Genomic DNA, 17,840 nt, shown 5'->3' with positions numbered 1-17,840 from the left:
GCGTGTAAAATTACAAAAATTGAAACGATTATTTTTTAAATTGTTTCTGGATATTTGAATTGAAAATGGAAGAGGAATATCGCAAAATAATTCACGTTGATATGGATGCTTTTTTTGCCTCGGTAGAGCAGAAGGATAATCCCGAACTTCGAAACAAACCAATTGCGGTTGGTGGATCCGGAGACAGGGGAGTTGTTGCTGCAGCCAGTTACGAAGCGAGAAAATTCGGTGTGCGTTCTGCAATGCCTTCTTCTATCGCGAAAAGGAGATGCCCTAATTTGATTTTTGTAAAGGGCAGGCATGACCGATACAAAGAAGTTTCGAAGCAAATTATGAGTATTTTTCATGAATTCACCGATTTGGTAGAGCCTCTTTCTATTGATGAAGCTTTTTTAGATGTTACTCACAACAAGAAAAATCTGCCTTCTGCAAGTTTGATTGCCAAAGAGATTAAGGAAAGAATTAAGGAGGTGACCGGTTTAACTGCTTCTGCAGGAATATCAGTAAATAAGTTTTTGGCTAAAATTGCTTCCGATTATCAAAAACCAGACGGTTTATTTGTTATTCCTCCCAAAGATGTTGAGCAGTTTATTGAGCAATTATCAATTGATAAATTTTTTGGAGTTGGAAAGGTTACTGCTGATAAAATGCATCAGTTGGGTATATTCAGGGGCAAAGATTTAAAGGAGAGAAGTCTGGCCGAATTAACCCGTACGTTTGGAAAAGCCGGAGTTTACTACTTTCAGATAGCACAAGGGATTGATAACCGTCCGGTGAATCCCAACCGGGTTCGTAAATCGGTGAGTACTGAGCATACATTTTATACGGATTTATCGAATAAAGATTTGATCAGAAAAGACATGATTGCAACTGCAGAAGATTTACTGCGCCGATTAAAAAAGAGTGGTTTTAGAGGAAGGACTTTAAGTTTAAAAGTGAAATACAGCAGCTTTGAACAGGTAACAAGAAGTAAAACCATTCTGCAGGAATTGAATCGGTTGGATCAAATTCTTAATCTGGCAAATGAATTGTTAAACCAAATTGAACTGAAAGAAAGCATTCGATTGCTGGGTTTAACTGTTTCCAATCAAATCAATTTTTCTGAACCTCAGCAATTAACCTTGGATTTTTGATTAATTCAGATTTATATAATATAGAAATCAAGCTATTTTTATAATTTTACATTCCCTTAAAAAAGGACAAGGGTGTGTTTAATCTCTCTTTTATCTATTTTCACATGAAACGTCCATGCCAAAGCGATTTTGACACACAGGGAGATGATTATTTCAGCATGGTAAGTTCTCCCGAAACAAGTTCGGGACAGGCTATATGGCAAAAACATACAATTATAATCATATGAAATTATATTTTAATAACTCAATTAGGATACTATTCTTACTGCTGATTTTTTCGGGTTGTTCTGTAAGCAGTAAGATAAATAAGCCTGATCATCAACAGAATTACACGATTGATTCGGTGATGGATTCTTATTCGCAGAGGGATACTGCTTTTGTGCATGTTATCGAAAGCTATAAATCTCAGCTCGACGGAGAGATGAATACAGTTATTTCTGTTTGTGATGAAGAAATGATTGCCGGCAAACCAGAGAGTAAATTGTCTGATTATATTGCCGATGCAATGCTTGCCATTGGGAAAGAATTCTGTGTTGAAAATCAATTATCCCACTCTGTTGATTTGGCGATTATGAATCAGGGGGGAATTCGAACAGGAATGCCTAAAGGGGAAATAACAACGGGGCGAATTTTTGAAATGCTGCCTTTTAAAAATAAATTGGTGATTGTTGGAATGAAAGGGGACGATTTAATGAAACTTTTGAATCAGGTTGCCGGGTTTGGAGGCGAAGGTATTAGCGGTGTAAAAATGGGAATTAAGGATAAGCAGGCGGTTGATGTTCTTGTTAATGGAGCGCCGGTTGATTTGGAAAAAACATATCACATTTTATCAATAGATTATTTGGTGAATGGTGGTGGCGGACTGTCTGCATTTGAGACAAGGGAAACGTTCAGACATTTGCACCTTAAATTAAGATCGGAAATGATCAAATACATTAGCCGGGATTATCAAAATGGAAAACATATTTCGGCAGAACTGGACGGGAGGATTTACCATGTGGAATAGAAGGGATTTTTTGAAAAATATAGGTGTGGCGGGATTGTTTTTGGGAACAGGTATTCTTCCCAAAAGTGCTTCTGCTGCTAAAAAAGAATTACAGAAAATCACGGTTCTTCATACCAACGATTTGCACAGCCGTATTGAACCTTTTCCAAAGGGCGACCCTGAATTTGGTGGTTTGGGAGGTTTTGCAAGAATTCACGCTTTGGTTCAAAAAATCAGAAAGGAAGAGGAATTGGTTTTGTTGCTGGATGCAGGAGATGTATTTCAAGGCACACCTTATTTTAATTTCTTTAAAGGGGAAGCCGAATTTAAATTAATGTCGAAAATGCGTTATGATGCCGGAACACTTGGGAACCATGAGTTTGACAATGGTATTGAAGGAATTGCCGGTCAGTTGAAACACCTTAATTTTCCACTGCTGAATGCTAATTATGATTTTTCAGAAACAGAATTGGAAGGAAAGATACCTGAGTATAAAATATTCGATAAAGGAGGTTTGAAGATTGGTGTTTTTGGATTGGGAGTAGATTTAGACGGTTATGTTGAGCCTAAAAACAGAGGTTCTGTTTCCTATGTTGATCCTGTTGATGTTACTGAGAAAATGGTGGGTATCTTAAAGGATGAAAATGCATGCGATTTGGTTATTTGTCTTTCGCATTTAGGATTGAGAAATGATTTTGGGAGTGATTGTGATCTCGATTTAGCGAAGCGTACCAGAGGTGTTGATTTAATTGTAGGAGGACATACACATACCTTATTGGAAACTCCGGAACGGGTTCTGAATTTGGATGGCGAAGAGGTTCTTGTTAATCAGGTTGGATGGGCAGGAATTGCTTTGGGAAGAATTGATTTTTACATCGATAAGAAAAATAAAACCAAATTAGCATCTTCAAAACTTCTTTCGGTTAATGAAGAATTAGTTTAATTATATACAATAATTGCAGCAAACTCAGGTTAATAACTTGTTGCTAAAGTTCGTTTACATTGAAAAATTCCAAGTTTAAATTAGACAAATCGAATTGGGCCTCGGTAGAAGGCTGGCTTTCAATAATTGGGAATATATTGCTTTTTGGATTAAAATACTGGGCTGGTTTGGCGACAGGTTCCATTGCAATTATTGCAGATGCATGGCATACCTTGTCGGACAGCTTAAGTTCTGTAATTGTAATTGTTGGTGCTAAAATTTCGAAGAAGCCTGCGGATGAGGATCATCCTTTTGGGCACGGACGAGCTGATTTAATAAGTGCCTTTATTATTGGAATCTTACTTCTCCTGGTGGCGTTCGATTTTATCATTGAATCCTATCATACCCTGCAAAGCCGGGAGTCATCGGAATTCGGAAGCATTGCTGTTGTTGTAATGATTGTGTCGGTTGTAACAAAGGAATTGTTGGCTCAATTTGCCTATTTCGGAGCAAAGAAAACCAATTCCAAAGTGTTAAAAGCTGATGCATGGCATCATAGAAGTGATGCAATATCTTCTTTGGTTATTTTGGTTGGAATATTTTTAGGTCCTTATTTTTGGTGGATCGACGGAGCTTTGGGAATGATAGTTGCCATACTAATTGGTCATGCCGCGTATGAAATTATTAGTGATTCCATTCACTCCTTATTGGGAGAGAGTCCCTCCGATACAATCATTCAGGAACTAAAAATGACCATTGAAGAAGTTAGTCCGGGTAATTTGGAACCTCATCATTTTCATCTTCATGTTTATGGGGATCATACAGAATTAACCTTTCACATATTGCTTCCGCAGGATATGCCAATAAAACAGGCTCACGATATTGCAACAGTACTGGAAGAAGCCATTCTCGAAAAATATGGTTACGTTTCAACCATCCACATTGAACCGCATACACAGATTAATTGAATTGGGGTATTTGTGTCAAGCCATATTTGAATAATGAGTGAACCACGGACGGCGAAAAAAAACGGTCTAATGCCGATATCAAATTTGTCAGCCGTTAAAAGCAAAGCTTAGAGATGGATACTGCAAATTAAAACCGGTATTACGCCCCAAAAGGGCTGTTTAAACAACAATCACCTTCCTTGCAATCCAATCACCTCCTTTAGTAAATCACGCTCTTTTTTTAAATCTTCAATCTCCTTTTTCAAATTCTCAATTTCAGCGTCGCGCAATATATTACCCGAGTCAACAGGATTTTCGATTCCAATTTCGTTGGCTAAATAGCGGAATACATTTAAATCGAGAGCCTCGCAAATAGTCCATAAGCGCCGTATTTGCATGCCTGGATTTTTGAGCATAAAAAGCACCGACGAATGATTCATTTGCAACTGGCGGGCCAACTCTGTATTGCTAATGTATTTCTCTTTCATTCGATTAACGATATAATCGTTAAGGTTTACGGGCATTTCATATTTCTTTTTAGTCATCTTGTTTTATGCTGTTTTTGGTGGCAATGCCATAGGATATTGATGCAGTTATATTTATAAAAGACGAAAGTTACAATAAGAAATATAGAATGTCAATATAGTACCGGAATTAAACCTGATATTTTATTGGTATTTACAACTTATTGCGGAGTAAATATTTCATAATGAATGATAATACTCTTAATTATTTTGAAAAATTAAATGTTTTTATGGCTATTTTATGTATTTCTGGTGCTAATTTATTGATAACAGTATCTTTTATAGTAAATACCATTGATAAATTTATAAAATCAGATTGGAAATTAATAATGTATGAGTCTTAATTATGGATGTATTGTAGGAAATTAATAAAATAAGATGAATAAATCATAGTATACGAAATGAAATACATTATAAACATAGTGTAAATCAGATTAACACGAGAGAAACTACGTATTAACTTAGTTTAACTCTAATCTGAGTTCTTATTTCGGATTATTAATTGGCAGATTGCTTTGACTCAGAGCTTTTTTGTTCTTTCTCAAGAAGAAAACTGCTGCAATTGTATCACCAATTGCGAACACAGCACTATGCACAGCATACTATCTGTTTTATTCATTTAAGAGTGAATTGATCTCTACCTGCAAATAACTGAATGATTTCCGTCGAAATAGACTGCTTGTTTTCCTGCCATTGTTTCAGTAAAGTTTCAAAAGAATTTCAGTTCATTTTAAATTAACCTTTAGTTGTTTTGCCGACTGATGGGTTTGTGATGAAAGTTAGGATGTTTCCCTCCCGTTAAAACACAGTATCATCTTTTAATTGTCAATTGGTGAGTAGTTTATGTTTGTTTTATTTTGATTATTTCCTGCGAATCTGATTTTCTGTTTCCATGTTGTTTTTCATACAGATACATTTCAATATTTAAAATAAAGTTTACCCTAAGCTTATCATTAGGCAGCATGTGTTCCTGTACTTTGAGCCAGATAAAAAGCTTGAATATTCACAAATACATATGACGATATGAAAATTAGAACCACCTTAATTTTAGCCTTAGTGTTAGTCTTGTCAGGATTACGGGCACAGGAAGTTGCCAGTTTAAATTCTGATGATGTGACGGTATGGCCGGCATCAAATAAAAACGGGAATGATTTTTCAGAATCAACACCCGACGAACAATTAACATTTACTTACTACAGTCCTGATGAGGAAAAACTTTCCTTGCCGGTAAGGGCATCTGTGGAAAGTACCTGGGGGACAGAAATTGCTCAGTATTATGCACTGTTCGAGAGTGTTTACATGTATGAGGAACAGCCGGTAGCGGGAGACCCAAATGTGGTTTTGAGGATCAGAAAACCCCGCATTTATAAAAGTATAAAGGGAATTGAAAATTACCTGAGAAAAGAATTAAAAAAGGAGACTTGCTCTATGTCGGGTGCAAGTCAGCAAATAAAGCAGATACTGAAAATTGGCATCGCGGCTATAAGCGAAGATAGCGAATGGTTTGAGAAACAACTAAAGAAACAGAAAAGCAAAAATGAAGAGATTGCTCTTTATAATAAAATTGTATTAATCAATATCTAATTTGACATTTAATCGAAATGAAAAAAATTACTTTACTACTTCTGATTTTTACGAATGTACTGATCGTAAATGCTCAGATAAAATTGTCGGGTCGGGTTAACGATCAGCAAGGCAATTCGTTGCCGGGCGTTAATGTTGTGCTGAAAGGGACAGTAAAGGGAACGGTTACTTCTCTTGATGGTAATTACAGTATCGAAGCAAAATCTGATGATGTTCTGGTATTTTCGTTTATGGGATTTGCTTCGAAAGAAGAGCCTGTTAAAGGACGTACGCTGATTAATGTAGTGCTTGGCGAAGATGTGCAGCAACTGAATGAGGTTGTAGCTACAGCAATAGGTATTAAACAGCAAAAGAAAAAAATTGGATACGCTACAGAAAAAATTGTTGATGATGTAATTGTTCAGGCGAAAAGTTTGAATTTGGGAGGTGCTTTAACCGGGCAGGTTGCAGGATTAACGGTAACCAATCCAACAGGTATTTTTCAATCTCCTGATTTTCAGCTTCGGGGTAAAAAACCTCTGATTGTATTGGATGGAATTCCGGTTGAGACAGATTTTTTTGACATTCCCACTGAAAATATTGAAAGCATAAACGTATTGAAAGGAACTTCGGCTTCTGCTCTTTACGGAAGCAGAGGAAAAAATGGAGCTATACTTTTGACTTCTAAAAAAGGGACATCAAAAGAATTGCAAACAACAGTTTCAACAACCTTGATGGTGTCAGCAGGATATGCTGCTTTTCCTGATCCGCAGCATGAGTACGGCAGTGGCTCTAACGGACAATATGAATTTTGGGATGGAGCTGATGGTGGTATCTCTGATGGAGACATGACCTGGGGACCTAAATTTGAACCGGGAAAAATGATTGCTCAATGGAACAGTCCGATACGCGATAAAGTAACCGGAGAAACAATTGAATGGTATGGCGGGGTTAAAAATACCAAATACGACGATCGGTCACGTTATGAGAGAGTCCCAACTCCATGGATTCAGCACAACAATTTAAAGAACTTTTTGAGTACCGGAATTATTTCGAATACCGATATGTCAATCAGTATGAAAACAGACCGTGGACAATTTATGATGACCGGTAAGTATGCTTATCAGAAAGGTCAAGTTCCCAGTTCCCGTGTTAACAGCGGCGGTTTAAATTTTAATGGAAGTTATAAATTGACTGAAGATCTTACCCTCGAAGGTGGTTTGTCTTACTCTAAGGTTTATTCTCCCAATTATCCCCGTTACGGATATGGACCTAAAAATCACATGTACACAGTTTTAGTCTGGATGAGTGACGATGTGGATGGTGAGGCTTTAAAAAATCACTTTTGGATACCCGGACAAGAAGGATATCAGCAGGCAAATTACAATTATGCGTGGTACAACAATCCTTATTTTGCGTCCAGCGAATTAAAGCAGGCTCACGACAGAAATGTGATATCGGGTCAGGTGAAACTGCGTTGGGATGTTCTTCCAAATCTTTCAATACAAGGGCGGGGTGCTGTTCGAATGAAGGATTTGTTTGAGAACATGCAAAGTCCTAAATCGTATATGAATTACGGCGATTCCCGTGAGGGTGATTACAAGACCTGGAATAGCGAGCAGACTAATTTCGATACCGATGTATTGCTTACTTATACAGCCAATATCTCCGATGATCTTAATTTAACAGTGAATGGAGGAGCTTCTTATTTTTACAGAAAATATCAGCAGGAATATGCGGCTACCGATGGATTAATTGTACCGGGAATTTACAATATGGGGAATTCTCAGGGGCCCGTTATGGCTACTAACTATTTAGAGGAAAAAGCGACATCGAGTGTGTATGCTACGGCAACTCTGGATGTTTTTAAATCATGGTTTTTAACACTAACAGGTCGTAACGATAAGTCGTCAACCATGCCTACTCAAAACAACTCTTATTTTTATCCATCAGTTGCTTTGAGTACTATGGTTTCCGATTATATTACTATGCCAAAACAGGTCGATTATCTTAAAGTGTATGGTTCATGGGCACAGGTATCCAGTGATTTGGATCCTTATCAGATAGAGTCAACCTATTCCAATAACGGGACATTTGGGATGAGTCCAAAAATTAGCTATCCGGCAGGAATTGTGAATTCAAATATAAAACCTGAAAAATCAACTTCAACAGAGTTTGGCTTGTCAACTTCATTTTTCAAAAATCGTTTGGGTCTTGAAGGAACTTATTACAAGGTGATTGATGAAAATCAGATTATACAACTGCCTTTATCCAAAGCTTCCGGATTTTCCAGTCGTTATGTAAATGGAAACGAGTATGAAACAAAAGGTTTGGAGCTTGCGCTTTCGGCTAAATTAATTAACAAGGCTTTTAAATGGAATGTAAGAACCAATTGGAGCTTTAATAAAAAGACGCTCACAAAAATTTACGGAGGAGAAGAAAAATATAACGATCTGCGGGTTGGCGACAGAGCCGATGATATGTGGGGAACACAATGGCAAAAAACTGATGACGGGCGGTTGATTATTGATCCCAACACCGGATTGACTATAAAAGACAGTGAAAAAGGATATTTGGGGCATTCAGATCCTAATGCCCGCTTCGGATTTCAGAATACATTTAACTACAAAAAATTCACTCTTAATGTCGATTTCGATGGAGTAATTGGTGGTGTGATGTCATCCAAAACCATTCAGAAATTATGGTGGGGAGGACGCCATCCCGAATCTACAACCGGCAGAGATGCTGAGTATGCAGCCGGAAAAGCAGTGTATGTTCCTAAAGGTGTTAATGTTCTTGCTAATGGAGATATCGTAGAAAACACGACTGCAGTCAGCTGGCAAACCTGGAGTCAGAATTATCCATACCGTGCAAATGTAACCGAAGATGAAAACAAGAAATTTGCCAATGTTTTTGATCGTTCCTATGTGAAACTTCGCAAGGTCGCTCTTACTTATAATTTTGATAATAACAATAAGGTGAGGCTGCTGAATGGGGCTGCCATTACCCTGTTTGCAAATAATGTGGCGGTTCTGAAAAATATTCCGCTTGTAGATCCTGATTTTAAAACAGGGAACGACGACGATTTGCAGGATCCATCAGCACGTTACATTGGTGTAACAACAAAATTCACTTTTTAATAAACATCCAAAGTGTCCAAAAAGATAATAAAAATGAAAATGATTGTTAGAATATGTACTTGTATATTGTTAGCTGCAGCAGCTGTTTCATGTACTGATTTTGAGGAGCTTAATAAGGATCCAAATAAACCAACCCAAACCTCACCTCAGCTTTTGCTAACTACAGCATGTTGGGATGTATTTAGCGAATTTGATAATTTTCAATACGAATCGCGAATGCTTGTAGCTACTGATGGAGAAAGCTCTGAACAGTTTTACAACTGGACAAGAGGAGATTTTGGTTCTTTTGATAATTTGAGAAATATACAGAAACTGGAAGAGGAATCCGTACGTGTAAGCTCCGATGCTAACTTGGCTCTTGCAAAATTTTTTAAGGCATGGTATTTCTATAACTTAACCATTAAGTATGGAGATATCCCTTTTTCTGAGGCTTTGCAAGGGGAGACCAACGAAATATATACTGCAAAATACGATACGCAGGAAGATGTTTTTGTTGGAATTTTAAATCTCTTGAAAGAAGCTGATACTTTGTTGGAAGGAAATACTGAGATTATTACCGGAGATATTCTGAATGATGGTTCGTTGCCAAAATGGCAAAAACTAGTAAATGCCTTTCGTTTAAAGGTCTTGCTTACCTTATCTCACAAATCAACTATTGGAGGAGAATCTGTTGCATCGCGTTTTGCAGGTATTTATTCCGGTAAAGCTTTAATGAATGATGTAAGTGAAAGCACACAGATAAACTTTTTGGATCAATCGGGAAGCAGATACCTGAATTTTAATTCAAGTAGCTTTGGATCGGGATTGTATATGGATTCAACCTTTGTTCAAAAATTAATTGACCGGGAAGATCCCCGTTTGTTTGTGTATTGTACCCAAACACCAAATGCTCTTAAGGCAGGTAAAGCTGTTAACGATTTTACATCTTACGAAGGAGGAAATCCAACAGTACAATATAGTCTTGTAAACGCAAAAGCAGTGGCCGGAAATATTTCCAAGCCCAATTCCCGTTATTACGACGATCCGGTATGCGAATCAATGATGTTATTAGGATATCCTGAACAACAGTTTATTATTGCTGAAGCAATTTTAAGAGGTTGGATTAGCGGCGATGCTGTGGCTGAGTACAACAAAGGAATTAAAGCATCTTTTTCATTTTTTGCGGGTCAGGCATCAACAAAAGGTTATAGTTCGTATTTAAGTGCCGAAGCATGTGATCAATACCTGTTAAATTCTTTTGTTGATTTGGATCAGGCTCCATCGGTAGATATGAAGATCTCGTATGTTATCACACAAAAGTATCTTCAAACTTATTTTCAGGCTGGTAAAACTCCGTTTTTTGAGCAGCTCCGAACAGGTTATCCAACTTTTGAAACAGCACCGGGGGTAACAATACCTAACCGTTGGATGTATCCTCAAACGGAATATGATTACAACAAAACAAATGTAACCGAAGCCGTAACCCGCCAATTTTCAGGTAAGGATGATATCCGCGAAACTCCCTGGTATTTGAAATAGGGTAGTTTCATTTGTAATTAATTTTTCCTCGCTTCTCATCTGTAAGGATCAGGAGTGGGGAAATGCTTTTATTAAGTTTAAAAATATAGTAAGTAATGAAAAAAATAAGTCTGATATTATTCTGTTTTTTAATCGCTCAAGTGTCTTTTTCTCAATCTGTTGAGTTTAAGTTTAACCCGAATGGGGAATTTAAAATCCTGCAATTGACAGATACGCATGTCACTGCAGGTAAAAACAATCAGCAGCACGTTATGGATTTGCTCACCACTTTGGTTCAGGAAGAAAACCCTGATTTGGTTGTGTTTACCGGCGATGTAGTAACAGATAGTGACAATCCTAAACCTTGTTATGAAATATTTGCTGAATTCTTTAAAAAGCACAAGCTGCATTGGGCTGTAACACTTGGAAATCATGATTCAGAGAATAAAATGCCTAGAAATAATGTTGCGTCTATTCTGAATGGTCTTGATTTTTGCATTAACCAATCTACAGATAACTTAAAGGGTACAAATTTTTTGTGTGAAGTAAAAAGCAGTACCAACTCTGACAGCAAGGCGATACTTTATTTTTTAGATTCTCAGGATTACAGCACAATAAAACCAAGAGTGGATGGTTATGGTTGGTTTTCAACCGAACAGGTGGTTTGGTACAAAGAGCAAAGCCAGAAGTTCATTGATGAAAATAAGGATACGATTCCTGCTTTAGCATTTTTCCATATCCCCTTGCCGGAGTATACTGATGCCTGGTGTAACAGTAAAGCATTTGGAACAAGAAAAGAGGTAGAGTGCTGCTCGAAAATTAATAGTGGCATGTTTGGTGCAATGGTAGAGCAAGGCGATGTTATGGGGACTTTTGTTGGGCACGATCACGTGAACGATTATGTGGCATCATATTACAATATTGCTCTTGCATACGGTCGTGCTTCAGGTGCGGAGAATACCTATGGTGACTTAAAGCAGGGGGGCCGGGTTATTGTACTGAAAGAAGGTAAACGAACATTTGATACATGGATTCGTGAAAAAGATGGAGCAGTAAAACAGGTTTGTAATTTTCCTGATTCGTTCCAATAATATCCTGTTACAATCTATATCAAGCTTTCGCGGATTTGGGTGAGTTTAATACCAATTTAATTTCAAAACAGACTTTAAATAAAATGAATTAATTTTTAGCTGTATCGAGGCAAAAAAGTAAAGCATAGCCATGTTACGATGCATCTTTTTTAACGAAGATATAGCTGAAAAGAAACATTTTATGAGGCATGTTTTGATGTTAATTTGGTATAAATACCAAACGCGATATTATTTAAGACATGATTGAATACATCGTTTTTAGCAATTGGTATTTTGTTGAAAACGATGTATTTGCTTATCTGTTAAATTTTGTTTTTCCTTGAGAAAAGAACTGCCGTAATTGCGCCGCCAATCACTAATACCGCACCAAGCATTGAGTAAATACTTAAACTGTCTGTTTTTATCCACGCTACATTCATCGAGGATAAAACGGCCATGGATGTTAGTGTGATAATTGGATTCACAGTAACAATTATACTTACTTTATAGGCTTCGGTGTACTTGAAAGCCAATGCCAGACAACCATAGGCCACGAGAGTATTCATGCCCAGAAAAATCACGATCACCCACGAGGAAAAATCAAGATTTGAGAAGGCTGTAAAATCAACAAAAGGAGCGTAGAGAATAGCCGGTACTCCGTAAAGAACCATGTTTAACAATTGAGCCGGATGTTTTTGCACCAGTTTTTTTTGCAGTGAAGCATACAAAACCCACATTACCGCTCCTAATTCGATCCAGAAAAACCCCGTGTTGAATGCTTCGGTATCTTGTATAAAGGCTTGCAGCTGATTTCTGTAAAAAAGAAATAAACCCAATCCTGCAATTCCAAATCCAAGTAATTGTTTGCTGTTTAATTTCTCTTTAAAAAAGAAAACTCCGACCATGGCTAACAAAATAGGAGCTGTTTGCATCGTAATTTGCGCATTACTCGGGCTGGTATAATTTATTCCCTGCATAAAACCCAGATAATTTACACCCAAAGCAAGTGCGGCAATTATCAGGATAAAAGGAGGTCGTTTTATAATATTTAATTGCTTTTTGTCGGTTATTAAATAGTAGAGAAACAGAATAGAAAAGGCAAACGTAAAACGAAACCAGACTATAGAAACGGGATCCAGATCTTTCAGGCTGACTTTTAAGAAAATTGGGAGAAACCCCCATAAAAGTGCTGTAACCATGGCGTACAAAACACCTTTGTAATTGCTTGAAATCCCCTTTAGACTCATTATTTTTGTTGGATTAAACTAATTTATTTAGAATGATTTTACAGAGCTAAAAGTAGGAAAAAAAAGGATGAAGCAATTCGCTGTCAGGATTTAAATTTGAAGATTTTTATCGTCTTTTATTTTTTATTGTTTCCAGCCGGTTCAGGCAATGTAAAGCTTACAAATCCCAAGGATTTCCATACCTCCAATACTTGATTCAGGCTTACCTCAAAAGATAAATATTCCGGGTTGTCAGAATTGAGCAGCAATTGATTGTTTTTAAAATCTTTTTTTACTCGTTTATATACTATTCCATCGTCCTTAGTCAATACAATACAGCAGCTGTTCTCTTTTATTAGTTCCCAATCCTGAACGTATTCACAAATTATGTATGTGCCGGAAGGAATTGGCAGCATGCTGTCTCCTTCAATCTGAAAAGCCCGGTAGGTTTTGTTTTCCGATAGCTCGGCAAATGGCATTCTGAAATTGGGCAATTCGCTGATAAATTCAGCATCAGAATATCCGTTAAGGTAACCTGCAGCGGCTTTTACTGGAACCAGACTGATCATTTCTTCATTTTGTGCATCCACTAAAATGGGCAAAACCCGAAGTTTGTCTCCTTTGGTGTCCTGTGTTTTTTCCTGATCCAATTTGCTGATATCCTCGTTAACCAATTCATCTAAATTACGTTTGAAGAATTTCGAATATTTCATCAATGTGGTAATTTTGGGGACACTTCTTTTTTTCTCGTACGCACTGATTGATGAGGCTCCTATGCCAATTCGGTTCGATAATCTGCCTTGAGACAATCTTTTGCGCAGGCGTAAATGTTTAAGATTTTTATTTAAGTTTTCCATGATGAGGCTTTGTACAGGTGAAATTTTTCGAGTTGCAAATGTACATGTTTGGAGCTTCTTTCGGAGAATAGGAAAGAACAATTTACCGGATTTTCTGTTTGTTTCGATATAGTTTATTGAAGATTAATGAATTATAGTGTGCAGATATCAACTCTTTAAATATAGTCCGTTCAATTATTGATTAAAATCAAATGGTTTTGAACGAAGATCTTTACTCGAAAACCTGTATTTTGTAGTATCAAAATAAATAAGTTGATACAATGAACACAATAAAAGTAAATTCCCCGTTCGATGGCAGTTTAATTCAGGAAATTCCTTTGCTCGATGAGCATCAGGTGGAAGAAAAGTTGGCCAAAGCCTATGCCTTGTTTCAGGACCGGTCCCGCTGGCTGAAACCCTTCGAACGCATTGCCATATTGGAAAAAACAAAAGCCATTATGCAGACGCGGGTCGAAGAATTGACAAAAACTACAGCTTCCGAAGGAGGAAAACCTTATCAGGACAGTAAAGTGGAAGTGCTTCGTGCAATTAACGGCGTACAATTGGCCATTGAACACATTGGTCAGTTAAAAGGAGAGCAAATCCCAATGGGAACCACAGCCGCCTCCGTAAACCGATGGGCATTTACCCTGCGCGAACCAATTGGCGTGGTTCTCAGCATAAGCGCTTTTAATCATCCGCTAAATTTGGCAGTGCATCAAATTATTCCGGCTTTTGCCGTTGGCACACCCGTTATCATCAAGCCGGCAACATCAACACCGCTGTCGGCAATCGGGTTGGTAAAAATTATGAAAGAAGCGGGATTGCCAGAGGATTGGGCAGAGGTGGTTATTTGCAGCCGCCAAAATGCCGAAAACATGGTGAAAGATTCACGGATCAACTATCTTTCATTCATAGGTTCGGCCGAGGTGGGATGGAATCTGCGGTCTAAGCTGTCGCCGGGAACCCGATGTGCATTGGAGCACGGAGGTTCTGCGCCTGTAATTGTCGGGGCAGATGCTGATCTTTCGCAAACCGTTCCCGCATTGGCAAAAGGAGGATTTTATCATGCCGGTCAGGTATGTGTATCCGTTCAGCGGGTATATGTCCACGAAAATATCATCGAAGAATTTACTGCTCAACTGGTCGCAAAAGCCAATGCTTTGCATGTTGGAGATCCTATGGATCCTAAAACAGAAGTAGGACCGTTAATTCAGACTTACGAGGTAGATCGGGTAGAGCAGTGGGTAAACGAAGCGGTTAACGAAGGAGCGAAAATAATGTGTGGCGGGAAACGGATTTCTGATACCTGTTATCAGCCAACAGTTCTTCTGAATCCTGATTCTGAATCGAAAGTTTCTCAGCACGAGGTGTTTGGTCCGGTGGTTTGTGTCTATGCTTATTCCAAGTTGCAGGATGCCGTTAATCGAGCAAATTCATTGCCTTTGGCCTTTCAGTCAGCCATTTTTACCTCTAATTTAGATGTGGCTCTTGATGCCGTCAATCAATTGAATGCATCGGCCGTAATGGTAAACGATCACACCGCTTTTCGTGTCGATTGGATGCCTTTTGGCGGGCGCGATGCATCAGGAATCGGCATGGGAGGCATTCCGTATTCCATGCACGAAATGACCCGCGAAAAACTCATGGTGATAAAATCGAAAGTATTGTAATTAATAGTCCGTTAGATTTTAGTAACTAGGTTGATTTACAAGATGCTTATTTTTAATATTTTAACCGGTAATGCTTTGTTCGTAAAACACACTAAAAATCAAATATTTACAAAACCTTAACGAACTGTTTGTTATAAAAGTCAGGGCGGAATTCATTTTTCGCCCTTTTTTCATGTTTTGGGCGTGTCCCTCCGGGTCAGGCTTTCCGTTACTACTCCTCGCTCATTCTTCGCTGTGGGGTATACACTCCAATCCTTCACGCAGGCTGATATTAGCTTTCGCTTCAACAAATAGTACAAACCAAACGCAATTCTGTCCATTTACCAACAAGCACCTCTGTATTAACTTTGTAGTAAAGATTTATAACAGGAGGTAAATATGGATAAGGTATTTCACGAAGCAGGAACAAGAGGAAGTAGTCAATTGGATTGGTTGGATAGCAAGCACAGTTTTAGTTTTGCTGATTACTACTGTCCGGAACGAATCCATTTTGGAGCGTTAAGAGTGATTAATGATGATGTTGTTAAAGCAGGAATGGGTTTTGGAACTCACTCGCATCAAAATATGGAAATCATTTCAATTCCATTAAAAGGGGCATTAAAGCATAAAGACAGTGCAGGACATTCCGAATTAATTAAAGTGAATGATGTTCAGGTAATGACAGCAGGAAAAGGTATTATGCATTCTGAATACAATGCCTCAGAAACGGAAGATGTACATTTTCTTCAGGTTTGGATCATTCCTGAAAAAGAAGGGCTGGAACCAGGTTACGATCAACGATCATTTCCGGATGTAAATGAGAATGGTGAATTGCAACTGCTTGTTGCTCCAAAATCATCACAACATAATGCTTTAAAAATTAATCAGAATGCATATGTATTCCGGGCAAAAGTAACTAGTGGAAATACACTCGAATATACAATAAACGGTAACGCAAACGGAGTTTATGTTTTTGTTCTTAACGGAGAGCTGACAGTTGATGGAGAAATTCTTCGGCCGCGGGATGGTATAGGTGTGAATGGTGTTAATTCATTGGAGATTATGGGTATTGTTAATTCAGAATTTTTGATTTTTGAAGTACCAATGCATTAATTAAATGTTAAGAATGGCTTAAGCTGACCCGTGATGTTGAAAATGGGTGTAATCAACCACTAAAAAGTAGATTTCACAGGATGGAAGCTGTCTAAATTATATTATCTTTGTTTCTTGTCGGGAAAAGTGATATAAATCAGTATTTTTATTACAATTTCAGACAATCGAATGTAAGATTCTAAAATTATTACTATGGCAAACAGACCTGTAACCATTAAAGACATAGCTGAAAAACTAAGTATTTCAGTTTCTACTGTCTCCCGTGCTCTTAAAAACAATCCCGAAATTAGCTTAACAACCAGAGAAGCAGTTCAGAAATTGGCAAAGGAATTAAAGTACCAGCCAAATCCGTTAGCTGTTGCTTTAAAAACACAAAAGTCGAATACTATTGGTGTTGTTGTTCCGCAAATTGTTAGTTCTTTTTATGCTACTGTTGTAAAAGGAATTGAGCAGATTGCTGATGAGCACAACTATCAGGTGTTTGTTAGTTCTTCAAATGAAAGAATCGAAAAGGAAGAGAAAAATGTAAATGGCTTCCTGAACATGAGAATGGATGGAATTATTCTATCACTTACCCGTGCAACAACTACATACGATCATATTCATAAAATACAGGATATGGGAGTGCCAATGGTACTTTTCGATAGAACATCTAAAGAATTAGAGGTTTCTAAAGTTGTTGCTGATGATGCTGCAGCTGCTCATACGGCAGTAACTCACTTGATTAATGGTGGTGCCAAAAGAGTTGCGTTCATGACCGGACCTGAGTTTATGCTATTCGGAACAAACAGACTAAGAGGCTATAAAAAAGCCTTGGAAGACAAAAATATTCCTCTGGATGAAACATTAATTTCCCGATGTGATTTTACTGTGGAAGATGCGAAAAGCCTGGCATTGGATTTATTGGCAAGGGCCAATCGTCCGGATGCTATTTTTGCTATCAATGATGATATGGCAATTGGTGCCATTGCAGCAGCTAAGGAATTAGGACTTAAAATTCCTAAAGATCTTGCTGTTGTTGGATTCTCAAATAGCCGCAGATCGCGTTATATGGAACCTTCAGTTTCTACGATGGATCAAAATCCAAAAGAGGTTGGTCGGGAAGCTGCAAGATTACTGTTCGAACAAATGGAAAAAACTCCTGATGCCAAAGCGATAAAAGAGGTTGTTGTTCATGCCGATTTGATTGTTAGAACATCAAGTGACAGATAAAAATATAGATAAAAAAAATC

At 37.8% G+C, this 17,840-nt stretch carries 15 protein-coding genes; 12 read left to right on the top strand and 3 right to left on the bottom strand.

The window, feature by feature from the left end:
• The first annotated feature begins 65 nt into the window (after nt 1-65).
• The 5 genes from dinB (at nt 66) to BZG01_RS15755 (ending at nt 4,008) form a co-directional block, all read left to right on the top strand.
• The gene (gene dinB, locus BZG01_RS15770) at nt 66-1,133 is read left to right on the top strand and encodes a DNA polymerase IV (protein ID WP_101310805.1); all 1,068 of its coding nucleotides are present in this window, start codon (nt 66-68) and stop codon (nt 1,131-1,133) included.
• A gap of 104 nt (nt 1,134-1,237) precedes the next feature.
• Nucleotides 1,238-1,360 (top strand): hypothetical protein, encoded by a 123-nt coding sequence (locus BZG01_RS22015; protein WP_281256446.1) that lies wholly within the window; start codon nt 1,238-1,240, stop codon nt 1,358-1,360.
• Entirely contained in the window at nt 1,357-2,139 is a 783-nt protein-coding gene (locus tag BZG01_RS15765; RefSeq protein WP_180327348.1) for a 5'-nucleotidase C-terminal domain-containing protein, read from the top strand. Before BZG01_RS22015 ends, BZG01_RS15765 begins: the two co-directional genes overlap by 4 nt.
• Complete coding sequence (locus BZG01_RS15760) at nt 2,087-3,061, top strand: bifunctional metallophosphatase/5'-nucleotidase (RefSeq protein WP_218973136.1); 975 nt, start codon at nt 2,087-2,089, stop codon at nt 3,059-3,061. Before BZG01_RS15765 ends, BZG01_RS15760 begins: the two co-directional genes overlap by 53 nt.
• 59 nt (nt 3,062-3,120) lie before the next feature.
• On the top strand, nt 3,121-4,008 hold the full coding sequence (locus tag BZG01_RS15755; RefSeq protein WP_101310802.1) for a cation diffusion facilitator family transporter: 888 nt from the start codon (nt 3,121-3,123) through the stop codon (nt 4,006-4,008).
• A 170-nt stretch (nt 4,009-4,178) separates the two neighbouring features.
• Here BZG01_RS15755 and BZG01_RS15750 read toward each other — a convergent pair whose 3' ends face one another.
• Entirely contained in the window at nt 4,179-4,532 is a 354-nt protein-coding gene (locus BZG01_RS15750; protein ID WP_101310801.1) for a helix-turn-helix domain-containing protein, read from the bottom strand.
• 1,002 nt (nt 4,533-5,534) lie between these two features.
• Here BZG01_RS15750 and BZG01_RS15745 point away from each other — a divergent pair.
• The 4 genes from BZG01_RS15745 (at nt 5,535) to BZG01_RS15730 (ending at nt 11,802) form a co-directional block, all read left to right on the top strand.
• Entirely contained in the window at nt 5,535-6,095 is a 561-nt protein-coding gene (locus tag BZG01_RS15745; RefSeq protein WP_101310800.1) for a hypothetical protein, read from the top strand.
• Between the two features lie 17 nt (nt 6,096-6,112).
• Entirely contained in the window at nt 6,113-9,214 is a 3,102-nt protein-coding gene (locus BZG01_RS15740) for a SusC/RagA family TonB-linked outer membrane protein (protein WP_101310799.1), read from the top strand.
• A gap of 33 nt (nt 9,215-9,247) precedes the next feature.
• Nucleotides 9,248-10,732 carry a SusD/RagB family nutrient-binding outer membrane lipoprotein gene (locus tag BZG01_RS15735; protein WP_101310798.1) on the top strand — a complete coding sequence of 495 codons (1,485 nt, stop codon included), beginning with the start codon at nt 9,248-9,250 and terminating at the stop codon, nt 10,730-10,732.
• A gap of 95 nt (nt 10,733-10,827) precedes the next feature.
• Nucleotides 10,828-11,802, top strand: a complete 975-nt coding sequence (locus BZG01_RS15730; protein ID WP_101310797.1) for a metallophosphoesterase family protein — start codon at nt 10,828-10,830, stop codon at nt 11,800-11,802.
• Nucleotides 11,803-12,104: 302 nt separating this feature from the next.
• Here BZG01_RS15730 and BZG01_RS15725 read toward each other — a convergent pair whose 3' ends face one another.
• On the bottom strand, nt 12,105-13,028 hold the full coding sequence (locus BZG01_RS15725; protein WP_101310796.1) for a DMT family transporter: 924 nt from the start codon (nt 13,026-13,028) through the stop codon (nt 12,105-12,107).
• Nucleotides 13,029-13,144: 116 nt separating this feature from the next.
• Complete coding sequence (locus BZG01_RS15720) at nt 13,145-13,864, bottom strand: XRE family transcriptional regulator (RefSeq protein WP_101310795.1); 720 nt, start codon at nt 13,862-13,864, stop codon at nt 13,145-13,147.
• A 260-nt stretch (nt 13,865-14,124) separates the two neighbouring features.
• On the opposite strand from BZG01_RS15720, the gene BZG01_RS15715 reads away from it, so the two are divergent.
• The 3 genes from BZG01_RS15715 (at nt 14,125) to BZG01_RS15705 (ending at nt 17,820) form a co-directional block, all read left to right on the top strand.
• Nucleotides 14,125-15,516 carry an aldehyde dehydrogenase family protein gene (locus tag BZG01_RS15715; protein WP_101310794.1) on the top strand — a complete coding sequence of 464 codons (1,392 nt, stop codon included), beginning with the start codon at nt 14,125-14,127 and terminating at the stop codon, nt 15,514-15,516.
• A gap of 378 nt (nt 15,517-15,894) precedes the next feature.
• A complete protein-coding gene (locus tag BZG01_RS15710; protein WP_101310793.1) occupies nt 15,895-16,608 on the top strand; it encodes a pirin family protein in 714 nt (237 codons plus the stop codon).
• A 192-nt stretch (nt 16,609-16,800) separates the two neighbouring features.
• Nucleotides 16,801-17,820 carry a LacI family DNA-binding transcriptional regulator gene (locus BZG01_RS15705; RefSeq protein WP_101310792.1) on the top strand — a complete coding sequence of 340 codons (1,020 nt, stop codon included), beginning with the start codon at nt 16,801-16,803 and terminating at the stop codon, nt 17,818-17,820.
• Nucleotides 17,821-17,840 lie beyond the last annotated feature (20 nt).

The sequence above is a fragment of the Labilibaculum manganireducens genome (genome assembly GCF_002843385.1).
GTDB classification, from domain to species: domain Bacteria; phylum Bacteroidota; class Bacteroidia; order Bacteroidales; family Marinifilaceae; genus Labilibaculum; species Labilibaculum manganireducens.
The sequence above is the reverse complement of the archived record's forward strand: the minus strand, read 5'-3'. Positions and strand labels throughout refer to the sequence as shown.